This is a genomic window from Photobacterium kasasachensis (assembly GCF_050336885.1).
In the GTDB taxonomy this organism is placed as follows: Bacteria; Pseudomonadota; Gammaproteobacteria; order Enterobacterales; family Vibrionaceae; genus Photobacterium; species Photobacterium kasasachensis.
Genome location: NZ_JAKJSH010000005.1, coordinates 61581 through 86119 on the forward strand (window position 1 = coordinate 61581; position 24539 = coordinate 86119).

Here is a 24539-nt window from a genome sequence, read left to right on the forward strand (position 1 = left end):
ATCCTTATCTGATTTAATGGCAGAAAGAATAGCTGTGGTTTGTGTTTGTTAGTGTGCTGAAAGGACGCTTGTGTTGGTTGATAGGCTGGAGTTGATTTTGTTTGCTATCGCGAAAATGCAGACGGCGACAAGCCAAAAAAGTCAGAAAAACGGCGGCTGAACGCAGACAAGTCCGTATAGCCTACCTGCTCTGCGACAATGCGGATTGGCAGATCGGTATGGGCCAGCAAGGCTTTGGCCTTTTCCATTCGAAGTTGCGTAATGTATTGCTGCGTGGTCATTGTCATGCTCTGTTTAAACACTTTTTTGAACTGGGTTGGACTGAGGCACGCATGCCGGGCGAGTTCCTGGATCGACAATGTTTGGCTGAGATCGCGCTGGATCATCTCAATAACCTGCTCGATTCGGGGATCGATTTTGGTGAAGCAGGTTTGCTGGGTGATGAGCTGATAGAAAAGATCAAAGGTCATCGTCTCGACCTCCTGGTTTACCTGAGATTCCAGCTGTTTGTCGATGAACTGAATGTAGGCCAGCAAAGGAGAGCTAATCGAGAACTTGACCGATGAACTCTCGGTAAGGTTGGCTGGCAATTGGTCCAGATCGGCAACCAGAAACCGTGCCGCCTCATCAGCATGAAAGTCATGCTGCTGGCCAGCTTGGATGACAACGCAATCCCCCAGGTTTACTCTCCCCGAGTAGTCACCGACTTTAATATTGATAGAGCCATGTAACGGCAATACCAGCTGGTGGTATTCATGAAAATGACTGCGCATCCGCTGGGTGTAGGAGCGGATTGACAGACGATTGAGTAGAGCCAAAATTTCTCCTTCGAAGTGGCAGCATGTTTATTCGTAGCGTGTAGTAGGGGACAGTCTCCGTTGTAGGAGGTCAGTATTTAATTGTCAGTTGTGATCCGGATTCTCATAAATATATCCTTCTTGTTAGGAAGGAACAAATTACATTGAACTATACTGACTAGATTGCTTTTTGAATTAACAGCTTAAAGATACCTAAAATAATAATTAGCCTTATTTTTGGCTTGATATTGATGAGCAGAAGGCGATCAGGTTATGCATTGTCAGTTTACCATTCCTTTGTTGTTGGCTTCATTTATTGTGGCTTCCCCAGCCTTCGGTGATGAAAACGATACCTTGTTTTCTACATCCTCCTCTGTACTTTCTTCTGCATCTTCTTCTTTATCTGGGTATAGCAACACAAGCTGGGAAGATCAGTCCAGGCCTGACAGTGTGTATGATTCCCCTTATTCGGTGGCGCTTTTCTCGGCGGAAAACGGCGAGGACGCCGATCGTCTGTGGTCGCAGACCAAATCGGTTGCCTGGTATGGAGTCGGGGTGGCCGGTGTTATTGCCTTGCTGCCGGAAGACATTTCGAACTGGGACAATAGCAGTGAACGCCTGATGGAAAAATGGTGGAAAAATGTCAAAGACGGCCCTGTGTGGGATCGGGATATCTGGTATATCAATTATATCGGCCACCCTTATTTTGGCGGTGTCTACTATCAGGTTGCCCGAAAGTCCGGCTATCGCCAGTGGGATGCGTTTGTCTACTCGTTTCTGATGTCTACATTTTATTGGGAATATGGGTTGGAGGCCTTTGCAGAAGTCCCTGCTATTCAGGATTTGGTGACAACCCCCGTGTTGGGGTGGGTATATGGCGAGTGGGCATTCAACAAAGAGCGGGAGATCATCCAGGGTGGCGGTGAAGTCTGGGGCTCTTCGTGGGTAGGAGATACGGCGCTGTTTTTTCTTGATCCGGTCGATAGCATTGGTCGTGGTATTAATAATCTGGTTGGCCGTGATGTTATCAAAGCTGGCACCGGGTACATCGGCTTTCAGGATGTTCCGATGTCAAACGGAGAAGTGGATACCCAGTTTAGGGTCAACATGAGTTACAGCATCGGCGAGGGAGAAACAAGCCCGGCGCTCAAGCGTCGTCGGGAATATGCGACATCTTCAGTGTCGTATGATCCTATTGATTACGGCGTCGTTGGTATTTCAATTGGGGCTCGATATTTGGATCTTGATAGTGACTGGCAACTGGAGAATCGTTGGGCGCCGACAATCAGCCTGGGAGTGTATTTTACCCCGGCTTTCTCTTCCCGACTGAATTATACCCGAGTTGAAACACCGAGCACGATTACCAAAGCAGATGTAAGTTATGAAAACTACAGTTTTGATTTTCAATATTATTTTAATAACAAGGATAAACTGCGGCCTTATCTGAATGTCGGTATTGGCGAAACACTGTTGGAGAAAAGTGTTGATCTCAAAACATTCCAGATCAACGGTGGTGCTGGTTTGCATTATCAGTTTCATGCTAATTGGGCGCTACTTGCTGATTGGTCTCATTATCACAGTACCAGTACCTCGACAAACGACGATCTTTTTTCGGGGCAGCTTGTATATCGATTTGGCCGAGGGGAGCGCTAAACGAACATCAGTACGCTAAACATATAGCCTCGACAAGCAAGCCATAGCTGTGTAGTGTCAATGCACAATAGCACATAATTTTTGGTATAAGCTGAGGAAAAATAAGGTGATTAGTCTAGATACGCCAAGGTTGGCGATGCGGCAGATAGTTGAGGCGGATTGGCCTTTGTTTTGCCGGCTGCTTCAGGAGCCAAAGGTGATAGAGTTGGCTTTTGATCAACCCTCCCCTGATGATATACAAACTAGATTCGACAGCCGTCTCCCTGAGTGGAGACATGACTCCGAGCACTGGCTTTGCCTGACAATCATCGAAAAAGAGACAGGCAAGTCGGTGGGGGTAACCGGGTTTCAAATTGATCAACAAGATCGATCTCAGGCTGAAGTCGGTTACCTGTTGCTGCCTGAGTACCATGGCAACGGCTACGGCACGGAATCGCTGCAGAGCTTGGTTCAGTTTGCTGTTGATGAGCTTCATTTGTCATGCTTAACCGCTACGGTAACAGATGGAAACGAAGCCTCATGCCGGGTGCTGGAAAAGTGTGGGTTCGAGTTTAGCCAGCGCATTCCTGATGCCTACGAAATCAGGCAGCAACGTTATGATGATCTTATTTATACCTTAGCTGTAAATAAAACCCTGTAACAGGCTGCCCGTATCAAGCTTACTATTAGCAATGACGAAAATGGATGTTTATGAAATCTTTGCCATGGAATGCCTGGCTGCTTGCTCTGGTTCAGCCTTTTGTCCTGTCAGTTGGTGCGCTTAGTGTTTTTCTTGGCGGGATAGTCGGTGCTCAGTTACAGCCGACGCTTGAGCTGGCAACCTTACCGGTAACGGTGTTGATAATCGGCGTGTCACTGAACATTTTTCCCGCCGCGAAAATCCAGCATAGGTTCGGTCGGAAAAATGCCTTTATTGCGGCAGCACTGATTAGCAGTGGTGTTGCTTTTGCCGCCGGTATTGCTATTGAGCAAGAAGCCTTCTGGGCGTTTACTGCGTGTAGTTTTTTGCTGGGAACCCAACTGGCGTATGTCAGCCAATATCGTTTTGCGGCCATTGAAAGCTGTAAGGATCCTAGCCAGCACCCTAGTGTGGTAAGCCTGGTATTGGTGGGGGGCATCGCTGCTGCCGTTGTCGGGCCTGAGTTGCTAAATGTCGGGCAGCTTGTTCCTGCCTTTACGTCTGAATATGCGAATGCATATAGTGCGCTGGGGATCATTGAACTTGTAGGTGCGGTGATATTGTGGGTGGGCATGAAGCCGATCAGTATCAGGGAAGACAGTATCAAGAATGGTAGCGATCGTCCTTTATCTCAAGTCCTAAAGCAGCCTTTGCTCTGGCTTGCGCTGGGGGCCGGATTGACGGCCTATGCTGTCATGGCGTTCCTGATGACAGCGACGCCGCTGGCCATGCAGCATCACGGTCATGATATCCAGAGTGCCAAATGGGTGATTCAGAGCCATGTTGTTGCGATGTATTTGCCATCGCTTATTACCCCGTTAATCATAAGGAGTATTGGTACCTTCAGGCTGATCTTTGTTGGTTGCATGATCATGCTCGGCTGTATTGCGATAGGGCTGCTCGGGCAAAGTGTACATAGTTACTGGTGGGCACTGGTGCTGCTTGGTATTGGCTGGAACTTTCTATTTATCAGCGGTACGACTTTGCTGCCCGGTACCTATCAACCACATGAGCGCTTCAGGGTTCAGGCTATCAATGATTTTTCTATTACGGCTTTTCAGGCGGCGGGTTCATTAAGTGCCGGTATGGTGCTGTTTACTCAAGGCTGGAGCTGGATGCTGGTGGCATCGGTTTTTCCGGTAATAACCTTATTGTTGCTGAATATCGTAGTTAAAAAGCACTAGAGAAGCCTGGATGAAATGATGTAAGTGGCTGTGGCTGATTGGTGAATAAAAACGCGCGAAGACCTTCTTCGCGCGTTTTTGTCTGTGAGGATGCTGTCGAGAACGGAAACTGAATCAGGCCGGCTCTGCAACAGATTCAGTGTTTACTTCCTTTGGGGCCGTGGGCTCCTTTTCGGCCACCTTGTCGCAGATATAGTTACCGATTGGAATTGCCGAGGTGGCGGCCGGTGAGGGTGCATTGCACACATGCAGGCTGCGCGGGCTTTCGGCAAACAGGAAGTCATGAACCAGGGTGCCGTCTTTCAGTACTGCTTGCGCCCGGATCCCGGCCGGGTAGGGTTCAAGATCGCTGGCTTTGATCTGCGGGCAATACTTATTGACCATTTTCAGGTAGCCGGGTTTCCACCATGAGTTTTTGGTTTCTATCAGGCCGGTTTTCAGGTGCTTGGCTGTGACTTTCCAGAAACCGCTGAATTGGATCATATCCAGAACATCCTTCAGGTTGATATTGATCCGGCCGTAGCCTTCTCGCTTCCAGCCTTGTACCGCATTGGGGCCGACCGTAACGGTACCGTCGATCATCTTGGTAAGGTGCACACCAAGAAAGGGAAGATCCGGATCCGGAATCGGGTAGATCAGATGATTAACCACATTGTTGAATTTTGGTGCCAGGCGATAGTACTCCCCACGATAGGGAATGATCTGAAAGTCAGTCTCGATATTGAGCATCTGTGTCAGGCGATCGGCCATCAGGCCCGAGCAGGATATCAAGAACCGGCAATCTAGCTGAAAAGGCTGGCCGTCGCTTTTACAGCTGACCGTAATTTTATCGGTGGATTCAGCCAGGGCGACCACTTCGGTACGTTTCGACACCTTGCCCCCGAGCTGAATAAACTCCTCGGCCATTTTCTCTGTGATTAGTCGATAGTTAACAATACTGGTCGATTTGACGAAGATCGCTCCCAAACCGGTAATGTTTGGTTCTTTCTCCGTAAGCGCAGCTTGGTCGAGCAGTTCGACATCAATTCCATTTTCATGGCAACGCTCATATAGCGCATGCATTCTTTCAAGTTCCAGCGGATCTGTAGCAACCAGTAGTTTGCCGCAGTTTTCTACTGGGATTTCATGCTTTTGACAGAACTCAAGGGTACGCTCGACACCGGCTTTGCAGAAGTTCGCCTTCAGGCTCCCCGGCGCATAATAGACGCCGGCATGGATCACTCCGCTGTTATGGCCGGTTTGGTGCTGGGAAAGGGTATCTTCTTTTTCGAGCACCAGAATGGATTTTTCCGGGTATCGTTGTTGCAATTGCCAGGCGGTCGAAATGCCGACAATGCCTCCACCGACGATAATGTAATCGTATATTTTGTTCACAACTAAAACTCCCTATTGGCACCCGGAGCAGATAACTCCGGGCATCGTAATTCCTGTACCTTGTTATGATTGGGATGACGGAGTAGCAGCCAGCTGTTGCTGGCGATCTATTCGACCGCTATAGATAAACAGGGCCACGAACACAATAGTGGCGGCAATACGGGCAGTTAGCGGCAGATCAGGCCATACCAAGACTACCCCTAGTGTGCCAAGTAAGCCCCTCAGGAACAAATTAATTTGTCCTTCCAGGTAGCCTTCTATTGCCCCTATCAGGGCATAGGTGCCAACGGTGGCAAAAAAGCCGACGGTGACCACCGAAACCCAGTCCCAGCTAACTAGCGAGGTATAGGCAATCAACAGAGGTACTAGGTACAGGCCTTTGGCAATTTTCCATGCCGTTAACCCTGTCCGCATGGGTGGCGTTCTGGCAATGGTGGCAGCGGCAAAGGCGGTAAGGCAGACAGGTGGAGTTACGTTGCTATCCTGCGATAGCCAGAAAATGATCAGGTGGGCAGACAATAGAGCTAAGCCGACTTTCTCCAGTCCCAGCCCTTGGTCCAGTAGAGTCCCCATGAAATCTGCCGGTACCAGTGCCAGTAGTTGCTGGGCCTTGTCTAGGCTCATTGGTTGCGTCAGCGCCGTCAGTTGATCCGGTGCGGCAAGCATAAAGATAGCCTTCGCCTGCTCGGGCAACTGTCCGTTGACCATCAGGTCGAGAATTTGGCTTTCGGCAAGCAGTTTGTACAGGGCCGGCGCAGACAGGGTGCCCAGAACAATATAGGCTGCGGTTACAGGCAGCCCCATACCGAGGATCAGTGAAGCCAGGGCAATCAGTACCAGCATGATGATCAGGTTGCCTCCAGCCCAGTCATTGATCATCAGCGAGAAGGTATTACCGATCCCCGTCGTGCTGATCACATTGATCACCAGGCCAATCCCGATCAGCAGCACTGCAGTGGTTGCCATATTGCGAGCGCCTTGCGCCATTGCTTCAACAATAGCAGTAAGTCCCATCTTGTTGGGTGAAAGCCAGGAGGCAACGATAACAGAGATAATCGACAATCCGGCGGCATAGGTCGGGGTAAAGCCACTGACCAGCAGACTGACGAGTACCCCAAGCGGGATAAGGTTGTGCCAGCCGGAAAGCAGCACTTTCAGGAACGGTTCGGTGGTGGTGGTTACCTGATGGACACCGCTGCGCTTGGCTTCGATACGGACGAAGAAAGCAACGGAAAGGAAGTAAATCAGGGCGGGAACCACAGAAACGGCAATGATATTGACGTAGGGAACCTGTGTATAGGAGGCCATAATAAAGGCTCCGGCTCCCATAACCGGCGGCATTAGCTGGCCACCGGTTGAGGCGGCGGCTTCGACACCGGCGGCAAATCGGGCGGGAAACCCGGCCTTGCGCATGAGCGGAATAGTAATAACACCGGTCGAGACGGTGTTGGCCACACTGGAACCCGAGACCGACCCCATTAGCCCCGAACCGATAACGGCAATAAAGCCCGGTCCGCCGATGATCTTTCCGGCCGCGGCGCGGGAGACATCGATGATGTAGTCACCAACACCGGAGCGGACTAAAAAAGCACCGAACAGGATAAACATGAAGACAAAGCTCCAGCTGATCCGCGAGATTGAGCCAAACATGCCTTCGGAGCTGTAGAAGCTGCGGTAGAGTAGCGTCTCAAAGCTTAGCCCGGGAAAGTGGAAGATCCCCGAAACCCATTGTCCCCAAACGACGACATAGCTCAGGCACAGTACGATCAGGACAGGGATAAACCAGCCAATAGTACGGCGGATAAGCTCTAGAACAATCGCAATAGCCAGAATAGCAAAGACCCAGTCGCTGGCGATGAACTTCACCCCGCGCTCGTACAGGGCATCTTCGGCAAAGGGGATATATAGCAGGCAGGCCAGTGCCCCCAAGGCAATAAGAATATCAACGCCAAGCGCGACTTTGCTGCGCTTGAGGCTTTGATGGGCCGGGTACCATAGCGCACAGATAATAGCAAAACCGGCAAAGTGGGTCGCTGAAACCCAAAGTTCAGGCAGAGTCGCAAGGGTATTGAACCAAATATGAAGTATGGATAGCACGACACCCAGCACAGTGATTGTGGATGTCAGCCAAGGAAAGTCTGTCCGTGTCGGCAGTTCAAATTGCTGCAGTTCTTGTTCGGTGGCATTGCTCATGATGATGCTCCTCGAAACCCGCAGCACTTCCTGTACTGCGGGATCTCGATTGATTTACGATTACTGTGCAATTAAGTGGGACGGTACTTCGATTCCCATTTCTTGATAGTAGCGTGCAGCACCTGGGTGAAGTGGTACTGGTAGGCCGTCTATGGCTTTCTCGATAGCCATTACTTTGGTGGTTTTGTGTATGCCGTTCAAGAATGGCAGGTTCTCGTAAATTGCTTTGGTAAGCAGATAGACATCGTCGTCTGCAATATCTTCACGTACGACGAGGAAGTTTGGCTGGGTAATGGTGGTGACCGGCTTGCTCTGGCCCGGGTAGGTGTTGGCCGGAATAGTGAACTTGGTCCACAAGCTGTATTCGCTGTTGGCCTGTTTGATTTGCTCATCGGTAAAGGACAGAATCTGGATTTTCTCGCCCATTGCGGCAAAGGCGCGGGTTACGGCACTTACCGGTACCCCGGCAGGTGTGTTCATGCCGTCAATGGCACCGTTTTGCATCGCATCGGCGCTGGCTCCGTAACCAAGGTAGGCAAGGTTGAAGGTATCAGGGTTGATATCCAGACCGGACATGATCTGGCGGCCAGACCCTTCTGTTCCCGAGTTTTTCTTACCGATAGAAAACTTCTTGTCTTCCATTTGTTTTAGATCGGCTACGGTGCCTGTTTTGGCCAAATCGGAGCGCACCACGAAGTGCTCGACGTTTTGCCATAACATGGTCACTGAGCGAAGCTGCTTCTGTGGGCCGCTTTTCTCAAAGCGTCCCTGACCGTTCCAGGCCCAGGCACCATAGAGCCCCTGCAAAATGGCAAACTGGGCTTCATTCTCATTGAGAAGCTTGACGTTTTCGCCCGAGCCCGCGGAACTGATGGCTGCCAGAGAAAACTGATGTTTGGGTTCTAGTTTAATTTTGCTTAGCGTAGCGAGGGCTACACCAACCGGATAGTACGTACCGCCAGTTGAAGCTGTCGCCAGGATATAGCTGCGGTTTTCGGCTGCCTGCGTTGCTGTGGAGAAAACTCCCATGGTTGAAGTGGCGACAATGATTGAGGTGATAAGTGCTTTTTTAAACATTTTTACGCTCCGTGTAGAAGTACCTGTTGTTCACTGTGAATTTGTGCTTAGTGACGCTTTACACTCTTTAGTCCAATAGCAAGTGAAGTGCCAGTTTGTAACTATTTGAAATGATGGGGATAAATAATATTCACAAATAAAACGAGCAAGTTCTTGCTTATTTGGTGTCTTTAATGATGAGCAAAAAATTGCCGATAGATGGGGCTAATTATGGGTGCTTGTTAGCAATGTGTTTACTTCTTGGCCCGGTTGTGTGAAATGGTTAACAAATAAGGCCGTAAAAGGTGTCGGCAAAAAATAGCCTATCGTCAATCAGGTATTTCGCATACTGATTGCCCTGTCCTGGTAAACTGTGACGTCTCTGGCAAATCAATCTTTGAAGCTTAAATGAGAGAAATATTTTCTACTCTATGTTGCTTTCATAGCAATATTGATGAAGGTTTTCCCCTGATGAAAGCGTATATTACTTCCATGATCTAAATAGCGATAAGTGATCGCTGTTTTTCAATGACACTATATTGAAAGTAGGAACTCATGGTAGAAACAGTAAATACAGAAAAGGCACCTGCAGCCGTTGGCCCGTATGTTCAGGCGAAGAAGTTCGGAAATATGCTATACACTTCTGGTCAGTTACCGCTAGATCCTGAGACGGGCAAAATGCCGGAAGATGTTGCTGCGCAGGCAAAACAATCTTTGGCGAATGTTGAAGCGATAGTCAACGAGGCTGGTTTGACAAAAGCAGATATCGTTAAGGCAACCGTATTTGTAAAAGACCTAAATGACTTTGGCATTGTTAATGAAGTTTATGCCGCTTTCTTTGGTGCAAATTGTCCGGCACGAAGCTGTGTTGAAGTTGCGCGTCTTCCTCTGGATGCGAAAGTTGAAATTGAAGTCATTGCTGTTTCTGAATAATAAATAGCAAATAGAGAAAAGTCCGAATATTCGGGCTTTTTTTTGTTTGTTTTTTGATGATGAAAGAAATACAAAAACATCTCTAACAAAACTGCAACCTGTACTTCCGAACACCACTCCTCCCAATAATATTATCTATTATCATTTGTCTTATCTGTTTTATGTCTTGTCAATATAGAGACAGTTTCTCTTATGGTGGTTACGCATTGCTCTGTAATTAATAGAATGATAAATATGTGATGACCATCCTGTTTTTCATGTAGTTAATAAGTGTTTGTGAATTTGTATTTTTGTTCAATTTTTGAATTGGATCAAAACTTTATCATGATATAGTTAGCTCAAAATTATCCTGAATCAAGCTGGAGAAAATTATTTTGTGCGTGAATGAGTATGCAGTAAAAACATTCTATTTGCCTGGGCGTGAAATAGAATTTTGAAATTTTTTTCTCTCATTCAAAGCGTATGCTTCCAATTAATGACTAACACAGGGTGTGACTTAATATCATCATAATATTGCAATTGTTATGGTGGGGTTAATGTGTGTAAATAATAATGAAGATCTTACCAATAAATTCCTACAGCATTGGAGCACAATAATATGAGTGATCAACTCAATACAAGTACGACGATTATAGATACCGGGAGTGTCGAATTACACGAAAAGGCAAATATGACCAAAGCCGAATGGAAAGAGGCGATCAAGTTTGACAGTGTCGATATTGGTTGGATTGTCATGAGTATCGGGATGGCAATCGGTGCTGGCATTGTATTTCTTCCAGTTCAGGTTGGAGTAATGGGATTGTGGGTTTTCCTGCTTTCATCTGTTATCGGCTATCCTGCGATGTATCTTTTCCAGAAACTATTTATTAATACGTTGGCAGAGTCGAAAGAATGTACAGACTATCCTGGAGTGATAACTGGTTATTTAGGGAAAAACTGGGGGATGGCATTAGGGGCATTATATTTTGTAATGCTGGTTATCTGGGTATTAGTCTATTCTCTTGCGGTGACTAATGACAGTGCTTCCTACCTGCATTCTTTCGGGGTAACCGAAGGCCATTTAAATGATAACGTATTCTATGGCCTTGCCTTAATCTGCATTCTGTCTTTTATCGGTTCAAAAGGTGAAAAGTTACTGTTTAAGCTATCTGGTTTTATGGCTGTAACAGTATTATCTCTGGTTGCTATCATGGGCGTATTGCTTGTGGCGCGTTGGGATATGGCAAACGTTCCAGAGGTGGGTGCATGGGGTTCAATGCTGAAAGATGCAATTATCACCCTGCCGTTTACGCTGACTTCTATCCTCTTTATTCAGTCACTAAGCCCAATGGTTATTTCATACCGTTCACATGAAAAATCTATTGAGGTTGCGCGTTATAAAGCATCAAGAGCAATGAAAATCGCTTTTGCTATCTTGTTTGTTATCGTGTTCTTTTTTGCTGTGTCTTTCACCTTCGCGATTAGCCAAGAGCAGGCAACAGAGGCAATGAACAAGAATATTTCGGCACTGGCGATTATTGCTCACTACTTCCCGGGCAGCTGGGCGACAATTGCGGGTATTATTATCAATATCTTTGCGGTTGTGACGTCGTTCTTTGGTGTGTTCCTGGCGTTCAAGGAAGCGTGTACCGGACTATGTATGAACATGCTTCTGCGTAAATATGACGAGTCTGCGATTGATAAGAACCTGGTGAACAAGCTGGTGACGGTTTTCATTATCTTGTTGGCATGGGGTGCGATTGCCATTAATGCCCCAATCCTGTCTTTCACTTCAATCTGTAGCCCGGTATTTGGCTTGGTTGGCTGTTTGATCCCTGCTTATCTGGTACACAAGGTACCACACTTGGCCAAATATAAAGGGATGGCGACCAATATGATTATTGTTACCGGTATCCTGCTTTGTATCTCACCGATACTGGCTTTTATTTAAAATTGATACCGTTAGAGAAAGCGACCTCCGGGTCGCTTTTTTTCTATTTGTGCAAAATCATAAGCAGAATTCACCAAGCTTGGTCACTCGGTGTAGTCGCTTCGGTAGAGACCGTATTTCTGCATTTTCTGGTTGAGAGTCCTGCGTGGTAGATCGAGTTCCCCCATGGTGTCTATGATGCTGCCGTTATGACGTTGTAGCGTTTCATGTAGAACTTTGCGTTCAAAGTTCTGGACTTGGATTGCCAGCGGCAGGGCGGCGCTGGATGGCTCTGTAGTGAGGTTCGGGCGGGCAGCCAGAATTTCACCGACAGTCAGTGAGTTATCGAGGGCAAAGCGGGTGGCGACATTCTTTAGCTCGCGGACGTTACCAGGCCAGGGGTAGCTGAGCAGCGCTTGCTGATCGCTTGGGCTTGCTTTGCGGGTGCCGCTATGAACTTGCTGGGTATAGTGTTCGAACAGCAGCAAAATATCATCGCCGCGCTCTGAAAGTGGCGGCAAGTAAAGCTGTGCCACGTTGAGGCGGTAAAACAAATCCTGCCTGAATTCCGGATGAAGCTGAAGATCTTCCTTCGCCGCAGCCACCACCCGGAGATCGGTTTTGATTACCGTGTTACCGCCAACGCGCTCGATGGTGTTTTCCTGCAGGGATCGCAATACTTTCACCTGCATACCCGGTGGCATACTTTCTACTTCATCAAGGAACAAGGTGCCTTTGTCGGCGAATTCCAGCTTGCCGATCCGGCGCTTGATGGCTCCGGTGAACGCCCCTGCTTCATGACCGAACAGCTCGCTCTCAAACAGGTTTTCCGGAATTGCTGCGCAGTTCAGCGGTACGAACTCGTGGTTGTTGCGCTGGCTGACCTGGTGCAGGCAATGGGCAACAAGCTCTTTGCCGCAGCCAGTTTCACCATAAATGATGACATTGGTATCGATAGAGGCAATTTTGAGTAGCTGCTGGCGCAGGTTAATCATCGTATTGCTGCGGCCAATCAGGATTTTTTCCAATCCTTCCGCCTGCTCCAGATAGCGCTCTCTTTCATCGGAATTAACCTGGGTTTGCCTTTTCTCTTGTGCCCTGGCGACGGTTTCAAGTAGTCGCTCCGGATTAAAAGGCTTTTCGACAAAATCGAACGCCCCTTCATGCAGGGCTTTTACCGCCATATCGACGTCTCCATGGCCGGTGATCAGGATCACCGGAATGGAAGGGTTACGTGTCAGGAGTTGGGGAAGCAGTGCCATACCGTCGATATCAGGTAGCCGGACATCACTGATGATAATCCCTGGAAATTGCTCGGGAATATTGTCTAGCGCTGACTGGCCGTTGGCGAACTCCAGTACCTGGTAACCCGCCAGCTGCAGCCACTGGCTGGTGGCCTGGCGGACGATGTCGTCATCCTCAATGAGGGCAAGGTGCATGTTTTCCTGTTGCGGCATACCGTGTACTTCCGTTTATTGTTGTGGCTATACAGTAAAAAAAGTATCTACATTTGGGAATGATGGGTATCGCAATTAAGCTAACGGTCGCCTGCCACAGAGTGTGATTTGGCCTTAATTTTCTCATTATCTGAAATTCAGAGATTGAAAACGGCTATTGGGGCTGTATAGAATAGCGCCATCATTTCATAAGGAGTTTACGCCACGATGAACAACTAACACCTGACATCCTTTTATTCTTTTTTTTGGATCCTCAGGGTTAGTGGGCGTAACTTCGTCTCTGCTATTGCCAGTTAATTGTGTTGCCTCTTGCTTATTGCTGGTGGCAGCAGCCGGTAATCAGCCTTACTCAAATGTCATTTCGATTCGTAAACGGATCGTATCAGACGGTTACCCATTGCCCCTGAATTGTTTCAGGAGGTTATATGACCTTAATTCACTCGCCAATTTTGGCGCAGTCTCTTGCGGTTAGCCATAACAATGGCGAGCAGCTGTTCAGTAATATTAGTTTTTCTTTGGGAAGTCAGATCACCGGGTTGGTCGGGCGCAATGGTGTCGGTAAGTCTGTGCTAGCCAGTGTGCTAGTCGGTGATCGCATACCGGAAAGCGGTAAGGTGGTCTGTAATGCAAAGGTCGGCTATTTATCGCAGATAACCCAGAACCAAGAGCGCCGGGAACTCGGTACAATTGCTGATTTTCTTGGTATGTCAGCCAAGCTGAAAGCGCTGGCGCGAATAGAGCTTGGCAGCTGTGAGCAAGCTGATTTCGATTTGGTTGGCGATGACTGGGGAGCCAGGGACGCACTTTGCCTCCAGCTTCAAAAGATGGGTTTGCCTCCCGAGCCCTTCAAGCCATGTTGTGGATTGAGTGGTGGGGAGCTAACCCGGTTGATGTTATGGCAGCTCTTTGGTGCCGACTATGATTATCTGATCCTCGATGAACCCTCCAACCATCTTGATCGCGCTGGTCGGCAATGGCTTGTTGAACAGATGTGTGCGTTTGATGGCGGGATCTTGCTGATCAGCCATGATCGGCTGCTGCTTGAACATGTCGATGAGATCATGGAGCTAACTGCTGAGGGAGTTCGACATTATGGGGGGACCTATACTTCCTACGCCCGTCAAAAAGAACTGCAACATGCAGCAATCGAGCGCTCTGTGGTCAACGCTGAAAAGCAGGTACTGCAAATTCGCAAGCAGTATCAGCGAAATATGGAAAAAGCCCAACAGCGTGCTGCACAGGGAAACAAGTTGCGACAATCCGGCAGCCAGTCAAAGCTATTGCTTGATGGGATGCGGCAATCGGCGCAGCTGTCAGCTTCGGCCCGTAAGGTACAGTTTGCCAATCAGTTGTCGCAGGCGGAACAGAAAGCTTCTGAACTAAAAGCCCAGTTTGAGCAAGTAAAGCCTCAGCAGCTTGTGATTAACCAATCAGAGCGGCGAGCTTCTTCTGTACTGGCATTGGTTGCCATGAAGCTACGCTACGGAGAGGGCAGTGCGATTAACCTGTTTCTGCAGTATGGCGACAGGCTTCATCTGACAGGCAGTAATGGCTGTGGCAAATCGACTTTGCTGAAAACTATTACCAGTGAGCTAACGCCTGTAGCCGGCCATATGAGTTGCGCGGCACAGCTTTGCTATTTGGATCAGCACTTCAGTTTGCTGGATGAGCAGCAAACTGTACTCGAAAATTTGCAGCGGCTTTGTCCGGTCTGTTCGAATACGGAGTTGAGAACCATGGCGGCCGGTGTCGGTTTTCGTCGCGAACGGGTGAATTTGTCTTTGTCAGCGCTGAGCGGTGGCGAGCGGATGAAAGTTGCGATGCTGGTAGTCAGTCATCAGGAAGGCGAAACCCTGCTGTTGCTTGACGAGCCTGACAATCATCTTGATCTGGGCTCCAAACAGATACTTGCACAGGCACTCGCTACCTATCGGGGCAGCCTGATCCTTATTAGTCATGATGATTGTTTTGTGAAGGAGGTAGGTATCACTCGCACTTTGGCGCTTGGGGAAAACAAAGAGTCGGGCCCGGAGAAGGCAACGTTCTCGGAATATGGATCATACTGATCTTATAAACCGGAAAACAGAAGAGTGGCGGTTTGTTCTTGCAGGCCGCTACTTCTGTTTGACAGACAACTGTAGGAGAGAAACTGTGATGAAGAAAATTCAAGAATTACAGTTCTTTAAGTTGTTCGGATTAATCGCTGCGTACTTTATTTGCTCTTTGTTGCTATACCGGGTTTTCAGAAGCGTCGGTCATGGTGACGAGGTGATGTTTGGACTGGGTATCGCTTCTGTGGCGGTAACAGGCGTACTGTTCTGGGTGCTGATGGCGATGAGAAAGAAAGGTAAACCCAAACGGGACCTGTGAGCAGGCCCGCAGGTGGTGTCTCGGCCGCTGATACGGAGGCGGCAGTGACTGGAAATACGCATGGCCAGACTCTGGATATCACCGACTATAATTAGTGAGTAAACTCGCTAATTGTACCTATTCTTTCAGATACACATAATTTTGCCCGACCAGTCATGGTTGGGCTTTTATTTGGCAAGTATTCCTGCCTGATTGACAGTCTGGGTGATCTGGCCCATCATGAGACTCAGTTTAACCTTTTGACCCTGATAGGCTTTCTCTATGACGATTTCTGCGCATTATACCGGTGTGAACATGCTCAATCAGGCGCAAGGGATGGCAACAACGGCTGCGAAAGATATTCAGCAGTCAAGTCTGAGTGGGTCAAGTACGGCTGAGCAAGCGACAGAGGTGAAAGGATCTGCCCCAACCGGTATTAATAATCCCACTGATGCCAGTATCGATCTGATCCAGGCCCAGACATACAACCAGGCGGGTGCCAATGTGATCCGCCGGGCTGATGAAATGACTGGGACACTGCTGAACATGAAAGTCTAACCTGACAATGGTTTTTATTTTCTCGCGGTAATACTGCGGTAGGCCATATCGGTCAGATAGTCATTCAATCGGTGTGAGGCAGCAACGGCTTCTTCTGCATCGGTGTGGCTGACAGCCCTTAATACGGAAGCATGCAATGAGGATGCTTCTGTCAAATCCGACGTATCATTTTTGTAGGCAAACCAGAAACGGCGAGACAATCCCTGCAAAGGTGCCATCGCAAGCTGTAGATATTCATTGCTTGCCGCTTTTACCAGCAGGGTATGGATTTGTTTCAGCAGGCCAGCATACGTCAGGTCATCTTTATTCTTTGCACACTCTTCCAGGCTCGACGCCAGCTCGAGCATTTGTTGCTTTTCCTGCATTGTCGCGCGTGATGCTGCATAGCTGACGCAAAGCGCTTCGATATCCCGGCGAACTTCGAGAATTTTTAGTTGAGACTCTACCGAGATAACCGGTATCTGGATCCCGCGGCGGGGATGGATCTCGGCCATTCTTTCATAAGATAACCGTTGAAGTGCTTCCCTTACCGGCGTTCTGCCAAGGCCCAGATTTTCTGCGAGTTGCTTTTCACTGACCATACTTCCAGGTTCCAGCTCACGAAAAATAATCATGCGCTCTAACTGATTGTATGCAACCTCTGTCTTATTGGCTGAACCTATACTCATCGTTTTCTTATTCCCTCGGGCAATATTTTAGTGAGCGATCTCACGATCAGGACAATTGCCATTGTATCACACAAAGATCAGGAATATATTCAAAATACACAACTGATATATCAGATGACTATCAGTTATCTATTAGTGAGGTAGTAATGAAAGATTGGAAAATTGTTCGCCGCTTTGAGGCTGTGCCGGATCTGCCGGTGTTGGCTGAAGTTGATGTCCTGGTTATTGGCGGAGGTGCGGCTGGTGTGGCAGCAGCGGAAACTGCCGGACGCATGGGCAAGAACACTTGGCTGATTGAAAAGTACGGCTTCTGTGGTGGTGCGGCGGTGGCCGGGCTCTCTGGCACTATCTGCGGTATGTACATGGCAAGTGATGAGCCAGATGCACAGCCAGAGCAGGTGGTTTTCGGTTTTACCGAACGTTTTCGTCAAGCGTTGGCAGATAAAGGTGGCGTAACCGGCCCTCAGCGTTATGGCAAAACCTACACCGTGACGCATGACCCGCTGATGTGGCGTGAAGTAGCGGATGATTTTCTGGAACAAGCTGGTGTGAATATTCTATTTCATACCGCGGTGACTGGCGTGATTATGGATGGCGATGCCTTTAAGGGGGTGGTTATCGAGTCAAATGCCGGTCAGAGCGTAATTCTGTCGAAGATGATTGTCGATGCCTCTGGTGATGCGGCCTTGATTGCCCGGGCGGGAATGGATTATTTCTTCGGTGACAACGGACGTATTCAAAACCCGACGATGTTCTTCCGCATTGCCGGTGTCGATATGGACAAATACCTGGACTACTACGGTGACGACACTATTTGTCCGCCGAAAGTGACCGAAAATATTCTGGCTGCTAACCAGCAAGGCGATTACGACCTACCTCGCCACAAGATCTGGATTTTCCCAACGACTCGCCCCGGTGAGCTGATGGTAAATGCAACGCGCCTGGCGGGTCAGGATGGTCGGATGTTGAATGTTATCGATCCGAAAGACTTCACTGAAGCCGAGGTGTTTGGTCGCCGTCAGGTTCGTGATTATGCCAAGTTCCTGAACAACTATGTGCCGGGTTGCGAGGATGCGTATGTGGTTGATACCGGGGTTGAGGTGGGCATTCGCCAGACTCGTTCTATTGTCGGTGTCGAAACCCTCAGCAATGACGATGTGGTGAACTGCCGCAAACGAGAAGACGGTATTTGCCGCACCCCTTGGCCAATTGAGCTGCACTCCGGTGACAAGCCGAAACTGCACTGGTTGATTGATGATTACTACGATGTACCGTTCAGCACCCTGGTACCGGTTGTCGGTGAAAACATCATTGTTGCCGGACGTTGCCTGAGTGCCGAGCATGAAGCGCTGGCGTCTGCCCGTGTAACGGCACAGTGTTTTGAATACGGACATGCAGCAGGCATTGCTGCTGTCAAAGCGATTAATGAAAATAAACGAATCCGAGACCTGAAAGGCGAGGATATCCGCTCTACTATGATCGAAAATGGTAGTGCCCTGTAAGGAGAACATCATGAAAGATACCGTGATCAAACGAGTTGAACTGTACGCTGTTGCTGACCGTGACGCTCCGCCGATTCCTTGGGCTGATAACCAGGAGCCTCTGCTCTACACCAACAACATCGTTCGGATCATCTGTAATGACGGTACCGAAGGGGTGGGTGCAACGATCAGCTACACCGAAAATGACTTTGACCGTTGCATTATCGAAGCCATGCGTACTATCGTTCCTGGCCTGATCGGCAAAAACCCGCTGATGACCGAAGAGCTCTATTCCTGGCTGCAGGCGCGTTGCTCATGGGGGGGACTACCGGCAAAATCTCCGATTGATATCGCAGCTTGGGATATCAAGGCGAAAAAAGCAGGTATGCCACTGTACATGCTGCTCGGCGGTGCCCGTCACAAGATGCTCTCTTACGCGTCGACGCCAATGTTCGATACCGTTGAAGACTACTTCCCATATGTTGATGACTGTATAGAACACGGCTTTACCGCGATCAAGCTGCATTGCTACTGTGTCTATGAGAAAGACGTCAAGCTGGTCAATGCTATTCAGGAACGTTATGGTCACACTGGTGTCCGTTTCATGCTGGATACTGCCACCTTCTACACGCCTGCTGAGGCGATGAAAATGGCCAAGTTGATGGAAAGCTATGACTGGGAATGGCTGGAAGCCCCGGTTTCCGATTATGACTATAAGACTTACCAGCGTCTGGTTGATAAAACGGATCTGGAAATCTCCAGCCACGGCAACTGCCTGCTCACTTTACAGGAAGTCACCTACGCCTTGGGCAACGGCTTCTGGTCAGATGTTCGCCAGGATGCTACTGTTTGTGGCGGTATCACTCCGTTGAACAAGTGTTTTGCTATTGCGGAAGGTCACTCGAAGAACCTTGAGATCCAAAGCATGGGATACACCATCACCCAGGCTGCTAATTTGCACGTGGCATTGGCTCACCATAACTGTAAGTTCTTTGAGCAGTTTTATCCGTATGAAAGCTTCGAGCTGGCATCCAAGACGCAGATCCGCACCGACAAGGATGGCTATGTCCATGCGCCGGAAGGCAATGGGTTGGGTGTGGAAATGGATTGGGATGCTGTTCGGGAAAGTTCGGTAGCTCATTATATTTTCGAATAATTATAACAATACCTTACGTTAGCAATGGAAATTCCACTTCCATATATCCACCGTGACGATGTGGAAGTGGTTTACTAATAAATGGGACAAAACGTGATGAAAAGTACGACGGGAAGAAGTAACTTTGACAGGTTTAGCATCATTACCTCATTAGTTATTGTATCTATTATTTCAATATTCTTTTTAACCAATCCTGATAAGGCAATCAAGATTGCCGGTGATATATTTACACTGATTGCATATAACTTTGGTACTCCAATTCTTTGGTATGCATTCGGCCTTGTTATTCTCGCTGCCTTTTTCGTATTTAGTAAATACGGGCATATCCGAATGGGAAATGAGAAACCTGAATTCTCGACCTTTTCCTATATCGCCATGATGGCTCTTGCCGGTGTTGGTTCTGGTACGGTTTATTGGGCATTTCTTGAGTGGTCTTATTATATTAAGACGCCGCCATTCGCTATCGAGGCAGGTTCGGTTACAGCTGCTGAGTGGGCAGTTACTTACAGCCTTCACCACTGGGGGATTATAGCCTGGGCCATCTATGCCATTACCGCTATCCCTGTGATGTACTCCTTCTATATCCGAAAAAACCGTTCACTGAAAATTAGCGATGTTGTGATGTCGATGATTAAAAATAAGGCGACAGCGAAAATTGTCGGTCGCGTTATTGATGTCATGTATCCAATTGCACTTATTTTTGGTTTGATTATAGTTTTGTCTCTTGGTGTGCCAATTATTTCTGCAGCGGTTTCTTTATTACTTGGTGTTGAAGACAGTTTAGTTCTTAAATTATCTATGCTTGTTATTGTTGCTGCATTACTAATTGCCAGTTCATTCTTTGGTATTGAAAAAGGCATGCAGAAAATCAGTAATAACGGTACTTATTTTGTCGTAGCACTTGCTCTGTATATTTTAATATTTGGTCCGACTCAGTTTATTCTGGAAAATACCAGCTCTTCAATTGCAATTTGGGCTCAGAACTTTATTAAGATGAGCTTGTACACTGATGCTATTAATCAGGCGAAATTCCCTCAGTCTTGGACAGCATACTTCTGGGCATACTGGATGATTTTCATCCCATTAATGTGTGTGTTTGTTACCAAGGTATCGAAAGGCCGTACAATTCGTGAAGTGGTAGTGTGCATGATAGGTGGCGGTACCGCAGGAATTGCAGCACTGTTCTCGATTGTCGGCTCTTTCATGATGAAAACCCAGTTAGACGGCAAGGTTGAGATCAGCAAAATGGTCTCTGATGGCCAAGCCAGTGAAGCGATTGTTAAGGCGCTGGATACGCTACCGTTGTCATCGGTTATTCTGGTGGTATTCATTATTTCAACCTTCCTGCTACTGGTGACAACCCTGGATGGTTCTGTATTTACCGTCGCTTGTAATACTCAGAAAAAACTGGATGAGAAGAACAATCCGTCTACCTACCTGAAAATATTCTGGTGTCTGATTATTATCGCGCTACCGACAATCTTTATTACGGTTAATGCACCGGTACAGTCAATGCAGTCGGCGATTCTGATCTTTGCATTGCCAATACTGCTGCTGACCTCTTATATGCTGTATAAGACCGTCGGCTATATGCGGGCTGATTACTCACACCTTAATGTGATGGAAATTCAGGCGATGCATAAGCTTGAGCAAAGCGCTGAAAACGAGCCACAAGAGGTGGAGACAGAAGAGGTTACTTTGATGGAAAGCCATCAGCAGGGATAGTTGATAACCCGTGAGAAAAACCAAAAGCCATTCGTTTAGACGGATGGCTTTTTCTTTATATCGGCGATCTTGGTAACTGAATATACACACTCTGCTTCTCATTAGTCAGATTCGAGAAGTCCAACCAACTGCTATTGTGATGTGAAATAGGGGAATAGGCTGAAAGTCTAATTTTCCATACATAACAACAAAATAATATAGGCTAGGTTGGAGTGTTTATCATGAATACTTCTATGTGTATTCTGTTGGCCGTCGCTCTGACGACGGTTGTTTCATGCCGCGATAATTCCAGCGACGACAGTTTTGCTGGCGATGTCAGTGCCGCTTCTGGCGAAGGTAATGAAGGTGCTGCGGGTTCGCCTGTAGGGGAAGAGCCGGTTCCTGTGCCGCCAGATCCACCGCCAGAAGAGGAGCCTGCGCCGCGAACGGATATTGACGGCTTGCCGTTACCCGATTTAACCGCTGAACATGACTATGTGCGTTACCTGGAAGCCAGGCCGCGCTATTATACGGCGACCACATCGCCGTTTGGCAATGTTAGATCTCAGGATAATACACCGTTTTCCAACCCGGTGAACAATGCGGGAGCTAAGCTGGGGCGGGTCTTGTTCTATGATGTCAGGCTTTCGGTCAATAGCACTATTTCCTGTGCATCCTGCCATATCCAACAGCACGGCTTTACCGATCCTGCTCAGTTCAGTACCGGATTTGACGGCGGAAAAACCGGGCGCCATTCGATGAGCCTGACTAATGCAACCTATTATGAGCCGAGGAGTTTCTTCTGGGACGAGCGGGCGGCCACGTTGGAAGAGCAGGTGTTGATGCCGATTCAGGATCCGGTTGAAATGGGTATGAACCTGTTTGATTTGGAAGTGAAGCTGGCAGAAACCAGTTTTTACGCGGAATTGTTCACCGCGGCTTTCGGTGACGAGGCGATCACCAGCCAGCGTATCTCTGAGGCAATGGCGCAGTTTATCCGGGCGATGGTTTCCTATCAGTCTAAGTATGATCAGGCGTTTTCCGCCGGAGAGTGGAATGATCCGGACTTTGAAGCCGTCTTCACTGAGCAGGAGATGTTGGGTCATAAACTGTTCTCGGGATTTCCTGTCGGCAGGCAGGCCTCGCTGGGGTGTATTGAATGCCACCAAACCTCTGCACATACGATGGATCGCAGCCATATCAACGGCTTGGATGCAGATACCAGCGGTGATCCGGGTGCCGGTGGGGGCTTTTTCAAATCCCCGTCACTGAGAAACATTGCGGTTGGTGCCCCTTTCATGCACGACGGTCGGTTTAGTACGCTGATGGAAGTGGTTGAGTTTTATAATAGCGGGGTACAGCCGCATCCGAACCTCAGCCCAGACCTGAGACGTAATGGTAGCCCGACGGGAGCACCAGTGAGGATGAATTTGGACCAGGAGGAGAAAGAAGCGCTGGTGGCTTTCCTGCATACCCTGACCGACGAGACTTTTCTCTCCAATCCTATGTTTAGCGATCCGTTTGCAGAGTAACTGACGATAGGATGAAACGAGAAATCAGGAAGAGGTTGGCCAGCTCGACGGAATGTTGAGCTGGCCAATTGTGCCAATAAGGCGGGTTAGCCGCCCCAGCTCTTGCTGCCGCTGGATGATTTGCTCCAGCTAGATTTTGCCGATACGGTCGAACCAAAGCCGCCGCGAGAAATAGTCCGGCTGACAGTTGGTTTAGGCTTCATCTGGTCTTTTGTCACCCGGATCTTGCTTTTTTTATAGCTGCTGCGGCCATAATCGTAGCCGTCTGCGGTGGTCCAGCGATCATAGAAGACGCTGCCCGGATAATAGGAGCGGAACATCGGCTGAGAATAATAGCCGCGGTCTCTGTCCATCATACGGCCAAACATAAAACCTGCCATTGCTGGCATGTACCAGTTATTGCTGGGTGCCTGCATACATGCATTCATGCCAAACTCGGCGGTACAGTCATATTCCGAACGATATTTAGGGGCTGTGCGTTCCGCTTCTTCTAGTGCATCTTGATAGGCTGCACGACATTCCTGACTATAGTTGGGGTTGTCGTCAATGCAGTCATCCAGCGTATGGTAGATAATGGCCTCACTGCCGTTATCGCTACAGCCGGAAAGAACAGCACCAGCAAAAGCGACAGATACCGGCTTCACCGAGAAGGTCCGCCAGTTTTTGCGCATGCTTGCGAGTACGACCTGCTTACTTCGTTTCATGATGGACGCTCCTAGTAAGTCATGCAGGCAGCATTGAGCAAGCCAACTGATACTGAGGTTGCAGCCATCATGATACCGGCCGGGATTTCTCCTGCTTCGATACGTTCAACGATTTTGGGCATAAAGCCAAAGCGGACAATATAGAAAGCGACAAGCTGGGCAAGTAGCGCCACAATACCCCAAATCGCAAAATCGATAAGGTTGACGGAGTTACTTGCCGCGCCGGCAATTGCCAGGCAGTAACCAAGAATGGAGCCAGAGAGTCCGATGGCGGCGGCAATGTTCTGACCGTCTTTTACTAGCTTCCACTCGTCATGCGGTGTAAAGCGAACATAGATCACCTTAAACAGCATCAAGAAAGCAAGAGATAGCGAGAAGTAGAGCAAAAAGGCGCCAAGGCCTGCCAGTGAATCTGTTAAAACTTCCATTTGAAATCCTAAGTGTTAATAAGGCTGACTAGCCAATGAGCTTGAAGTCAGTCGGTGTCAGGTTGATGCCGGTACTGATTGCCAGACTGCGCTCGGCGCGGTTGTGGATGATTTTTTCTTCTGCGGCGACAAAGACCGATTCAAAAATATCATTGCCGATATCACGCTCATAAATCATCACAAACTGATCGGTTTCGCTGATGGCACCACTCTCGATCCAGGTTTTTTCCGTCATCACCACAGGTCGACTGTTTTCCCATACCTTTTCAAACGTATGCCCTTCGAGCTCCCAGCTTGGTTGCACCAGCTGGTTATCCAGCAGGTGGTTCCATTCTGATTCGGTATCGACCGGCTTGGTGTCGTAGAAATAGTAGAGTTTGACCTCGCTGATGTCGGCCTCACCGGGCCCGTGAGTGAGAACCTGGATAAACCCGTCATCATCGGTGTAGTATCGTAATATCCGAGTTTGTTCATCCAGTTCAACTTCGCCCACCGCTTTAATCAGCTGGGTGCGTGCGGCACCTTCGATAACCAGATCCGGTTCGATAAGTCGCAGCTTCAAGTCATCTAACTCAAAGGCTCCGCCCAGCCTCAGCCCCATGATTTCCGGGGCCTGGGGAAGTGATTTTTCCGGTGTTTTTTTCTTTTTAAACCAATCAAACATAATGACTCCTGAGCACTAACTTCCGCCTGCTCAAAGGCTAAATGCTAATTTCGGTAGTAA

General features: G+C 48.4%; 21 protein-coding genes. 12 read left to right on the forward strand and 9 right to left on the reverse strand.

Features of this window, described 5'->3' with window-relative positions:
* Positions 1-104: 104 nt before the first annotated feature.
* Positions 105-818, reverse strand: coding sequence for an AraC family transcriptional regulator (locus L4D19_RS04730; protein ID WP_428451458.1), 714 nt, complete (start codon positions 816-818; stop codon positions 105-107).
* A gap of 252 nt (positions 819-1070) precedes the next feature.
* Between L4D19_RS04730 and L4D19_RS04735 the strand changes: the two genes are divergently transcribed.
* From L4D19_RS04735 to L4D19_RS04745, 3 genes are all read left to right on the forward strand, one after another.
* On the forward strand, positions 1071-2450 hold the full coding sequence (locus L4D19_RS04735) for a DUF3943 domain-containing protein (protein ID WP_428451459.1): 1380 nt from the start codon (positions 1071-1073) through the stop codon (positions 2448-2450).
* Positions 2451-2556: 106 nt separating this feature from the next.
* Positions 2557-3090 carry a GNAT family N-acetyltransferase gene (locus L4D19_RS04740; protein ID WP_428451460.1) on the forward strand — a complete coding sequence of 178 codons (534 nt, stop codon included), beginning with the start codon at positions 2557-2559 and terminating at the stop codon, positions 3088-3090.
* Positions 3091-3140: 50 nt separating this feature from the next.
* The gene (locus L4D19_RS04745) at positions 3141-4313 is read left to right on the forward strand and encodes an MFS transporter (protein ID WP_428451461.1); all 1173 of its coding nucleotides are present in this window, start codon (positions 3141-3143) and stop codon (positions 4311-4313) included.
* A gap of 114 nt (positions 4314-4427) precedes the next feature.
* Here L4D19_RS04745 and lhgO read toward each other — a convergent pair whose 3' ends face one another.
* The 3 genes from lhgO to L4D19_RS04760 all read right to left on the reverse strand — a co-directional run bounded on the left by lhgO (position 4428) and on the right by L4D19_RS04760 (position 8957).
* Positions 4428-5687 carry an L-2-hydroxyglutarate oxidase gene (gene lhgO, locus L4D19_RS04750; protein ID WP_428451462.1) on the reverse strand — a complete coding sequence of 420 codons (1260 nt, stop codon included), beginning with the start codon at positions 5685-5687 and terminating at the stop codon, positions 4428-4430.
* A gap of 63 nt (positions 5688-5750) precedes the next feature.
* Positions 5751-7880: a TRAP transporter permease gene (locus L4D19_RS04755; protein WP_428451463.1), complete on the reverse strand. Its 2130-nt coding sequence runs from the start codon at positions 7878-7880 to the stop codon at positions 5751-5753.
* 60 nt (positions 7881-7940) lie between these two features.
* Complete coding sequence (locus L4D19_RS04760) at positions 7941-8957, reverse strand: TAXI family TRAP transporter solute-binding subunit (RefSeq protein WP_428451464.1); 1017 nt, start codon at positions 8955-8957, stop codon at positions 7941-7943.
* A 534-nt stretch (positions 8958-9491) separates the two neighbouring features.
* Between L4D19_RS04760 and L4D19_RS04765 the strand changes: the two genes are divergently transcribed.
* Both L4D19_RS04765 and L4D19_RS04770 read left to right on the forward strand, forming a co-directional pair.
* Positions 9492-9869 carry a RidA family protein gene (locus L4D19_RS04765; RefSeq protein ID WP_160648800.1) on the forward strand — a complete coding sequence of 126 codons (378 nt, stop codon included), beginning with the start codon at positions 9492-9494 and terminating at the stop codon, positions 9867-9869.
* 670 nt (positions 9870-10539) lie between these two features.
* A complete protein-coding gene (locus L4D19_RS04770) occupies positions 10540-11799 on the forward strand; it encodes an SLC5/6 family protein (RefSeq protein ID WP_428451966.1) in 1260 nt (419 codons plus the stop codon).
* An 83-nt stretch (positions 11800-11882) separates the two neighbouring features.
* Here the strand turns inward: L4D19_RS04770 and L4D19_RS04775 are convergent, their stop codons facing one another.
* Positions 11883-13235 (reverse strand): sigma-54-dependent transcriptional regulator, encoded by a 1353-nt coding sequence (locus L4D19_RS04775; protein WP_428451465.1) that lies wholly within the window; start codon positions 13233-13235, stop codon positions 11883-11885.
* Between the two features lie 425 nt (positions 13236-13660).
* Here L4D19_RS04775 and L4D19_RS04780 point away from each other — a divergent pair, with 425 nt between their 5' ends.
* From L4D19_RS04780 to L4D19_RS04790, 3 genes are all read left to right on the forward strand, one after another.
* Positions 13661-15301, forward strand: a complete 1641-nt coding sequence (locus tag L4D19_RS04780; RefSeq protein ID WP_428451466.1) for an ATP-binding cassette domain-containing protein — start codon at positions 13661-13663, stop codon at positions 15299-15301.
* An 88-nt stretch (positions 15302-15389) separates the two neighbouring features.
* A complete protein-coding gene (locus tag L4D19_RS04785) occupies positions 15390-15605 on the forward strand; it encodes a hypothetical protein (RefSeq protein WP_428451467.1) in 216 nt (71 codons plus the stop codon).
* A gap of 261 nt (positions 15606-15866) precedes the next feature.
* Entirely contained in the window at positions 15867-16142 is a 276-nt protein-coding gene (locus L4D19_RS04790) for a hypothetical protein (RefSeq protein ID WP_428451468.1), read from the forward strand.
* A 14-nt stretch (positions 16143-16156) separates the two neighbouring features.
* On the opposite strand, the gene L4D19_RS04795 is transcribed toward L4D19_RS04790, so the two are convergent.
* Complete coding sequence (locus tag L4D19_RS04795) at positions 16157-16810, reverse strand: GntR family transcriptional regulator (RefSeq protein ID WP_428451469.1); 654 nt, start codon at positions 16808-16810, stop codon at positions 16157-16159.
* A gap of 146 nt (positions 16811-16956) precedes the next feature.
* Here L4D19_RS04795 and L4D19_RS04800 point away from each other — a divergent pair, with 146 nt between their 5' ends.
* The 4 genes from L4D19_RS04800 (at position 16957) to L4D19_RS04815 (ending at position 22683) form a co-directional block, all read left to right on the forward strand.
* Positions 16957-18312 carry an FAD-dependent oxidoreductase gene (locus tag L4D19_RS04800; RefSeq protein WP_428451470.1) on the forward strand — a complete coding sequence of 452 codons (1356 nt, stop codon included), beginning with the start codon at positions 16957-16959 and terminating at the stop codon, positions 18310-18312.
* Positions 18313-18322: 10 nt separating this feature from the next.
* Positions 18323-19447 (forward strand): mandelate racemase/muconate lactonizing enzyme family protein, encoded by a 1125-nt coding sequence (locus L4D19_RS04805; RefSeq protein WP_075762641.1) that lies wholly within the window; start codon positions 18323-18325, stop codon positions 19445-19447.
* A gap of 96 nt (positions 19448-19543) precedes the next feature.
* The gene (locus tag L4D19_RS04810) at positions 19544-21172 is read left to right on the forward strand and encodes a BCCT family transporter (RefSeq protein ID WP_075762642.1); all 1629 of its coding nucleotides are present in this window, start codon (positions 19544-19546) and stop codon (positions 21170-21172) included.
* A gap of 221 nt (positions 21173-21393) precedes the next feature.
* The gene (locus tag L4D19_RS04815; RefSeq protein ID WP_428451471.1) at positions 21394-22683 is read left to right on the forward strand and encodes a cytochrome-c peroxidase; all 1290 of its coding nucleotides are present in this window, start codon (positions 21394-21396) and stop codon (positions 22681-22683) included.
* An 86-nt stretch (positions 22684-22769) separates the two neighbouring features.
* On the opposite strand, the gene L4D19_RS04820 is transcribed toward L4D19_RS04815, so the two are convergent.
* Genes L4D19_RS04820 through L4D19_RS04830 form a run of 3 tightly spaced genes read right to left on the reverse strand, consistent with a single transcriptional unit; the run spans position 22770 to position 24479 of the window.
* Positions 22770-23387, reverse strand: a complete 618-nt coding sequence (locus L4D19_RS04820; RefSeq protein ID WP_428451472.1) for a DUF1190 family protein — start codon at positions 23385-23387, stop codon at positions 22770-22772.
* Positions 23388-23398: 11 nt separating this feature from the next.
* Positions 23399-23815 carry a DUF350 domain-containing protein gene (locus tag L4D19_RS04825; RefSeq protein WP_075762644.1) on the reverse strand — a complete coding sequence of 139 codons (417 nt, stop codon included), beginning with the start codon at positions 23813-23815 and terminating at the stop codon, positions 23399-23401.
* Between the two features lie 28 nt (positions 23816-23843).
* A complete protein-coding gene (locus L4D19_RS04830) occupies positions 23844-24479 on the reverse strand; it encodes a YjfK family protein (protein WP_428451473.1) in 636 nt (211 codons plus the stop codon).
* Positions 24480-24539 lie beyond the last annotated feature (60 nt).

Bases quoted from the DNA above. Each gene is read 5' to 3' on its own strand.
- L4D19_RS04735 (WP_428451459.1), top strand. From the start codon at position 1,071: ATGCATTGTCAGTTTACCATTCCTTTGTTGTTGGCTTCATTTATTGTG.
- L4D19_RS04745 (WP_428451461.1), top strand. From the start codon at position 3,141: ATGAAATCTTTGCCATGGAATGCCTGGCTGCTTGCTCTGGTTCAGCCT.
- L4D19_RS04755 (WP_428451463.1), bottom strand. From the start codon at position 7,880: ATGAGCAATGCCACCGAACAAGAACTGCAGCAATTTGAACTGCCGACA.
- L4D19_RS04760 (WP_428451464.1), bottom strand. From the start codon at position 8,957: ATGTTTAAAAAAGCACTTATCACCTCAATCATTGTCGCCACTTCAACC.
- L4D19_RS04765 (WP_160648800.1), top strand. From the start codon at position 9,492: ATGGTAGAAACAGTAAATACAGAAAAGGCACCTGCAGCCGTTGGCCCG.
- L4D19_RS04770 (WP_428451966.1), top strand. From the start codon at position 10,540: ATGACCAAAGCCGAATGGAAAGAGGCGATCAAGTTTGACAGTGTCGAT.
- L4D19_RS04775 (WP_428451465.1), bottom strand. From the start codon at position 13,235: ATGCCGCAACAGGAAAACATGCACCTTGCCCTCATTGAGGATGACGAC.
- L4D19_RS04780 (WP_428451466.1), top strand. From the start codon at position 13,661: ATGACCTTAATTCACTCGCCAATTTTGGCGCAGTCTCTTGCGGTTAGC.
- L4D19_RS04785 (WP_428451467.1), top strand. From the start codon at position 15,390: ATGAAGAAAATTCAAGAATTACAGTTCTTTAAGTTGTTCGGATTAATC.
- L4D19_RS04790 (WP_428451468.1), top strand. From the start codon at position 15,867: ATGACGATTTCTGCGCATTATACCGGTGTGAACATGCTCAATCAGGCG.
- L4D19_RS04795 (WP_428451469.1), bottom strand. From the start codon at position 16,810: ATGAGTATAGGTTCAGCCAATAAGACAGAGGTTGCATACAATCAGTTA.
- L4D19_RS04800 (WP_428451470.1), top strand. From the start codon at position 16,957: ATGAAAGATTGGAAAATTGTTCGCCGCTTTGAGGCTGTGCCGGATCTG.
- L4D19_RS04805 (WP_075762641.1), top strand. From the start codon at position 18,323: ATGAAAGATACCGTGATCAAACGAGTTGAACTGTACGCTGTTGCTGAC.
- L4D19_RS04810 (WP_075762642.1), top strand. From the start codon at position 19,544: ATGAAAAGTACGACGGGAAGAAGTAACTTTGACAGGTTTAGCATCATT.
- L4D19_RS04815 (WP_428451471.1), top strand. From the start codon at position 21,394: ATGAATACTTCTATGTGTATTCTGTTGGCCGTCGCTCTGACGACGGTT.
- L4D19_RS04820 (WP_428451472.1), bottom strand. From the start codon at position 23,387: ATGAAACGAAGTAAGCAGGTCGTACTCGCAAGCATGCGCAAAAACTGG.
- L4D19_RS04825 (WP_075762644.1), bottom strand. From the start codon at position 23,815: ATGGAAGTTTTAACAGATTCACTGGCAGGCCTTGGCGCCTTTTTGCTC.
- L4D19_RS04830 (WP_428451473.1), bottom strand. From the start codon at position 24,479: ATGTTTGATTGGTTTAAAAAGAAAAAAACACCGGAAAAATCACTTCCC.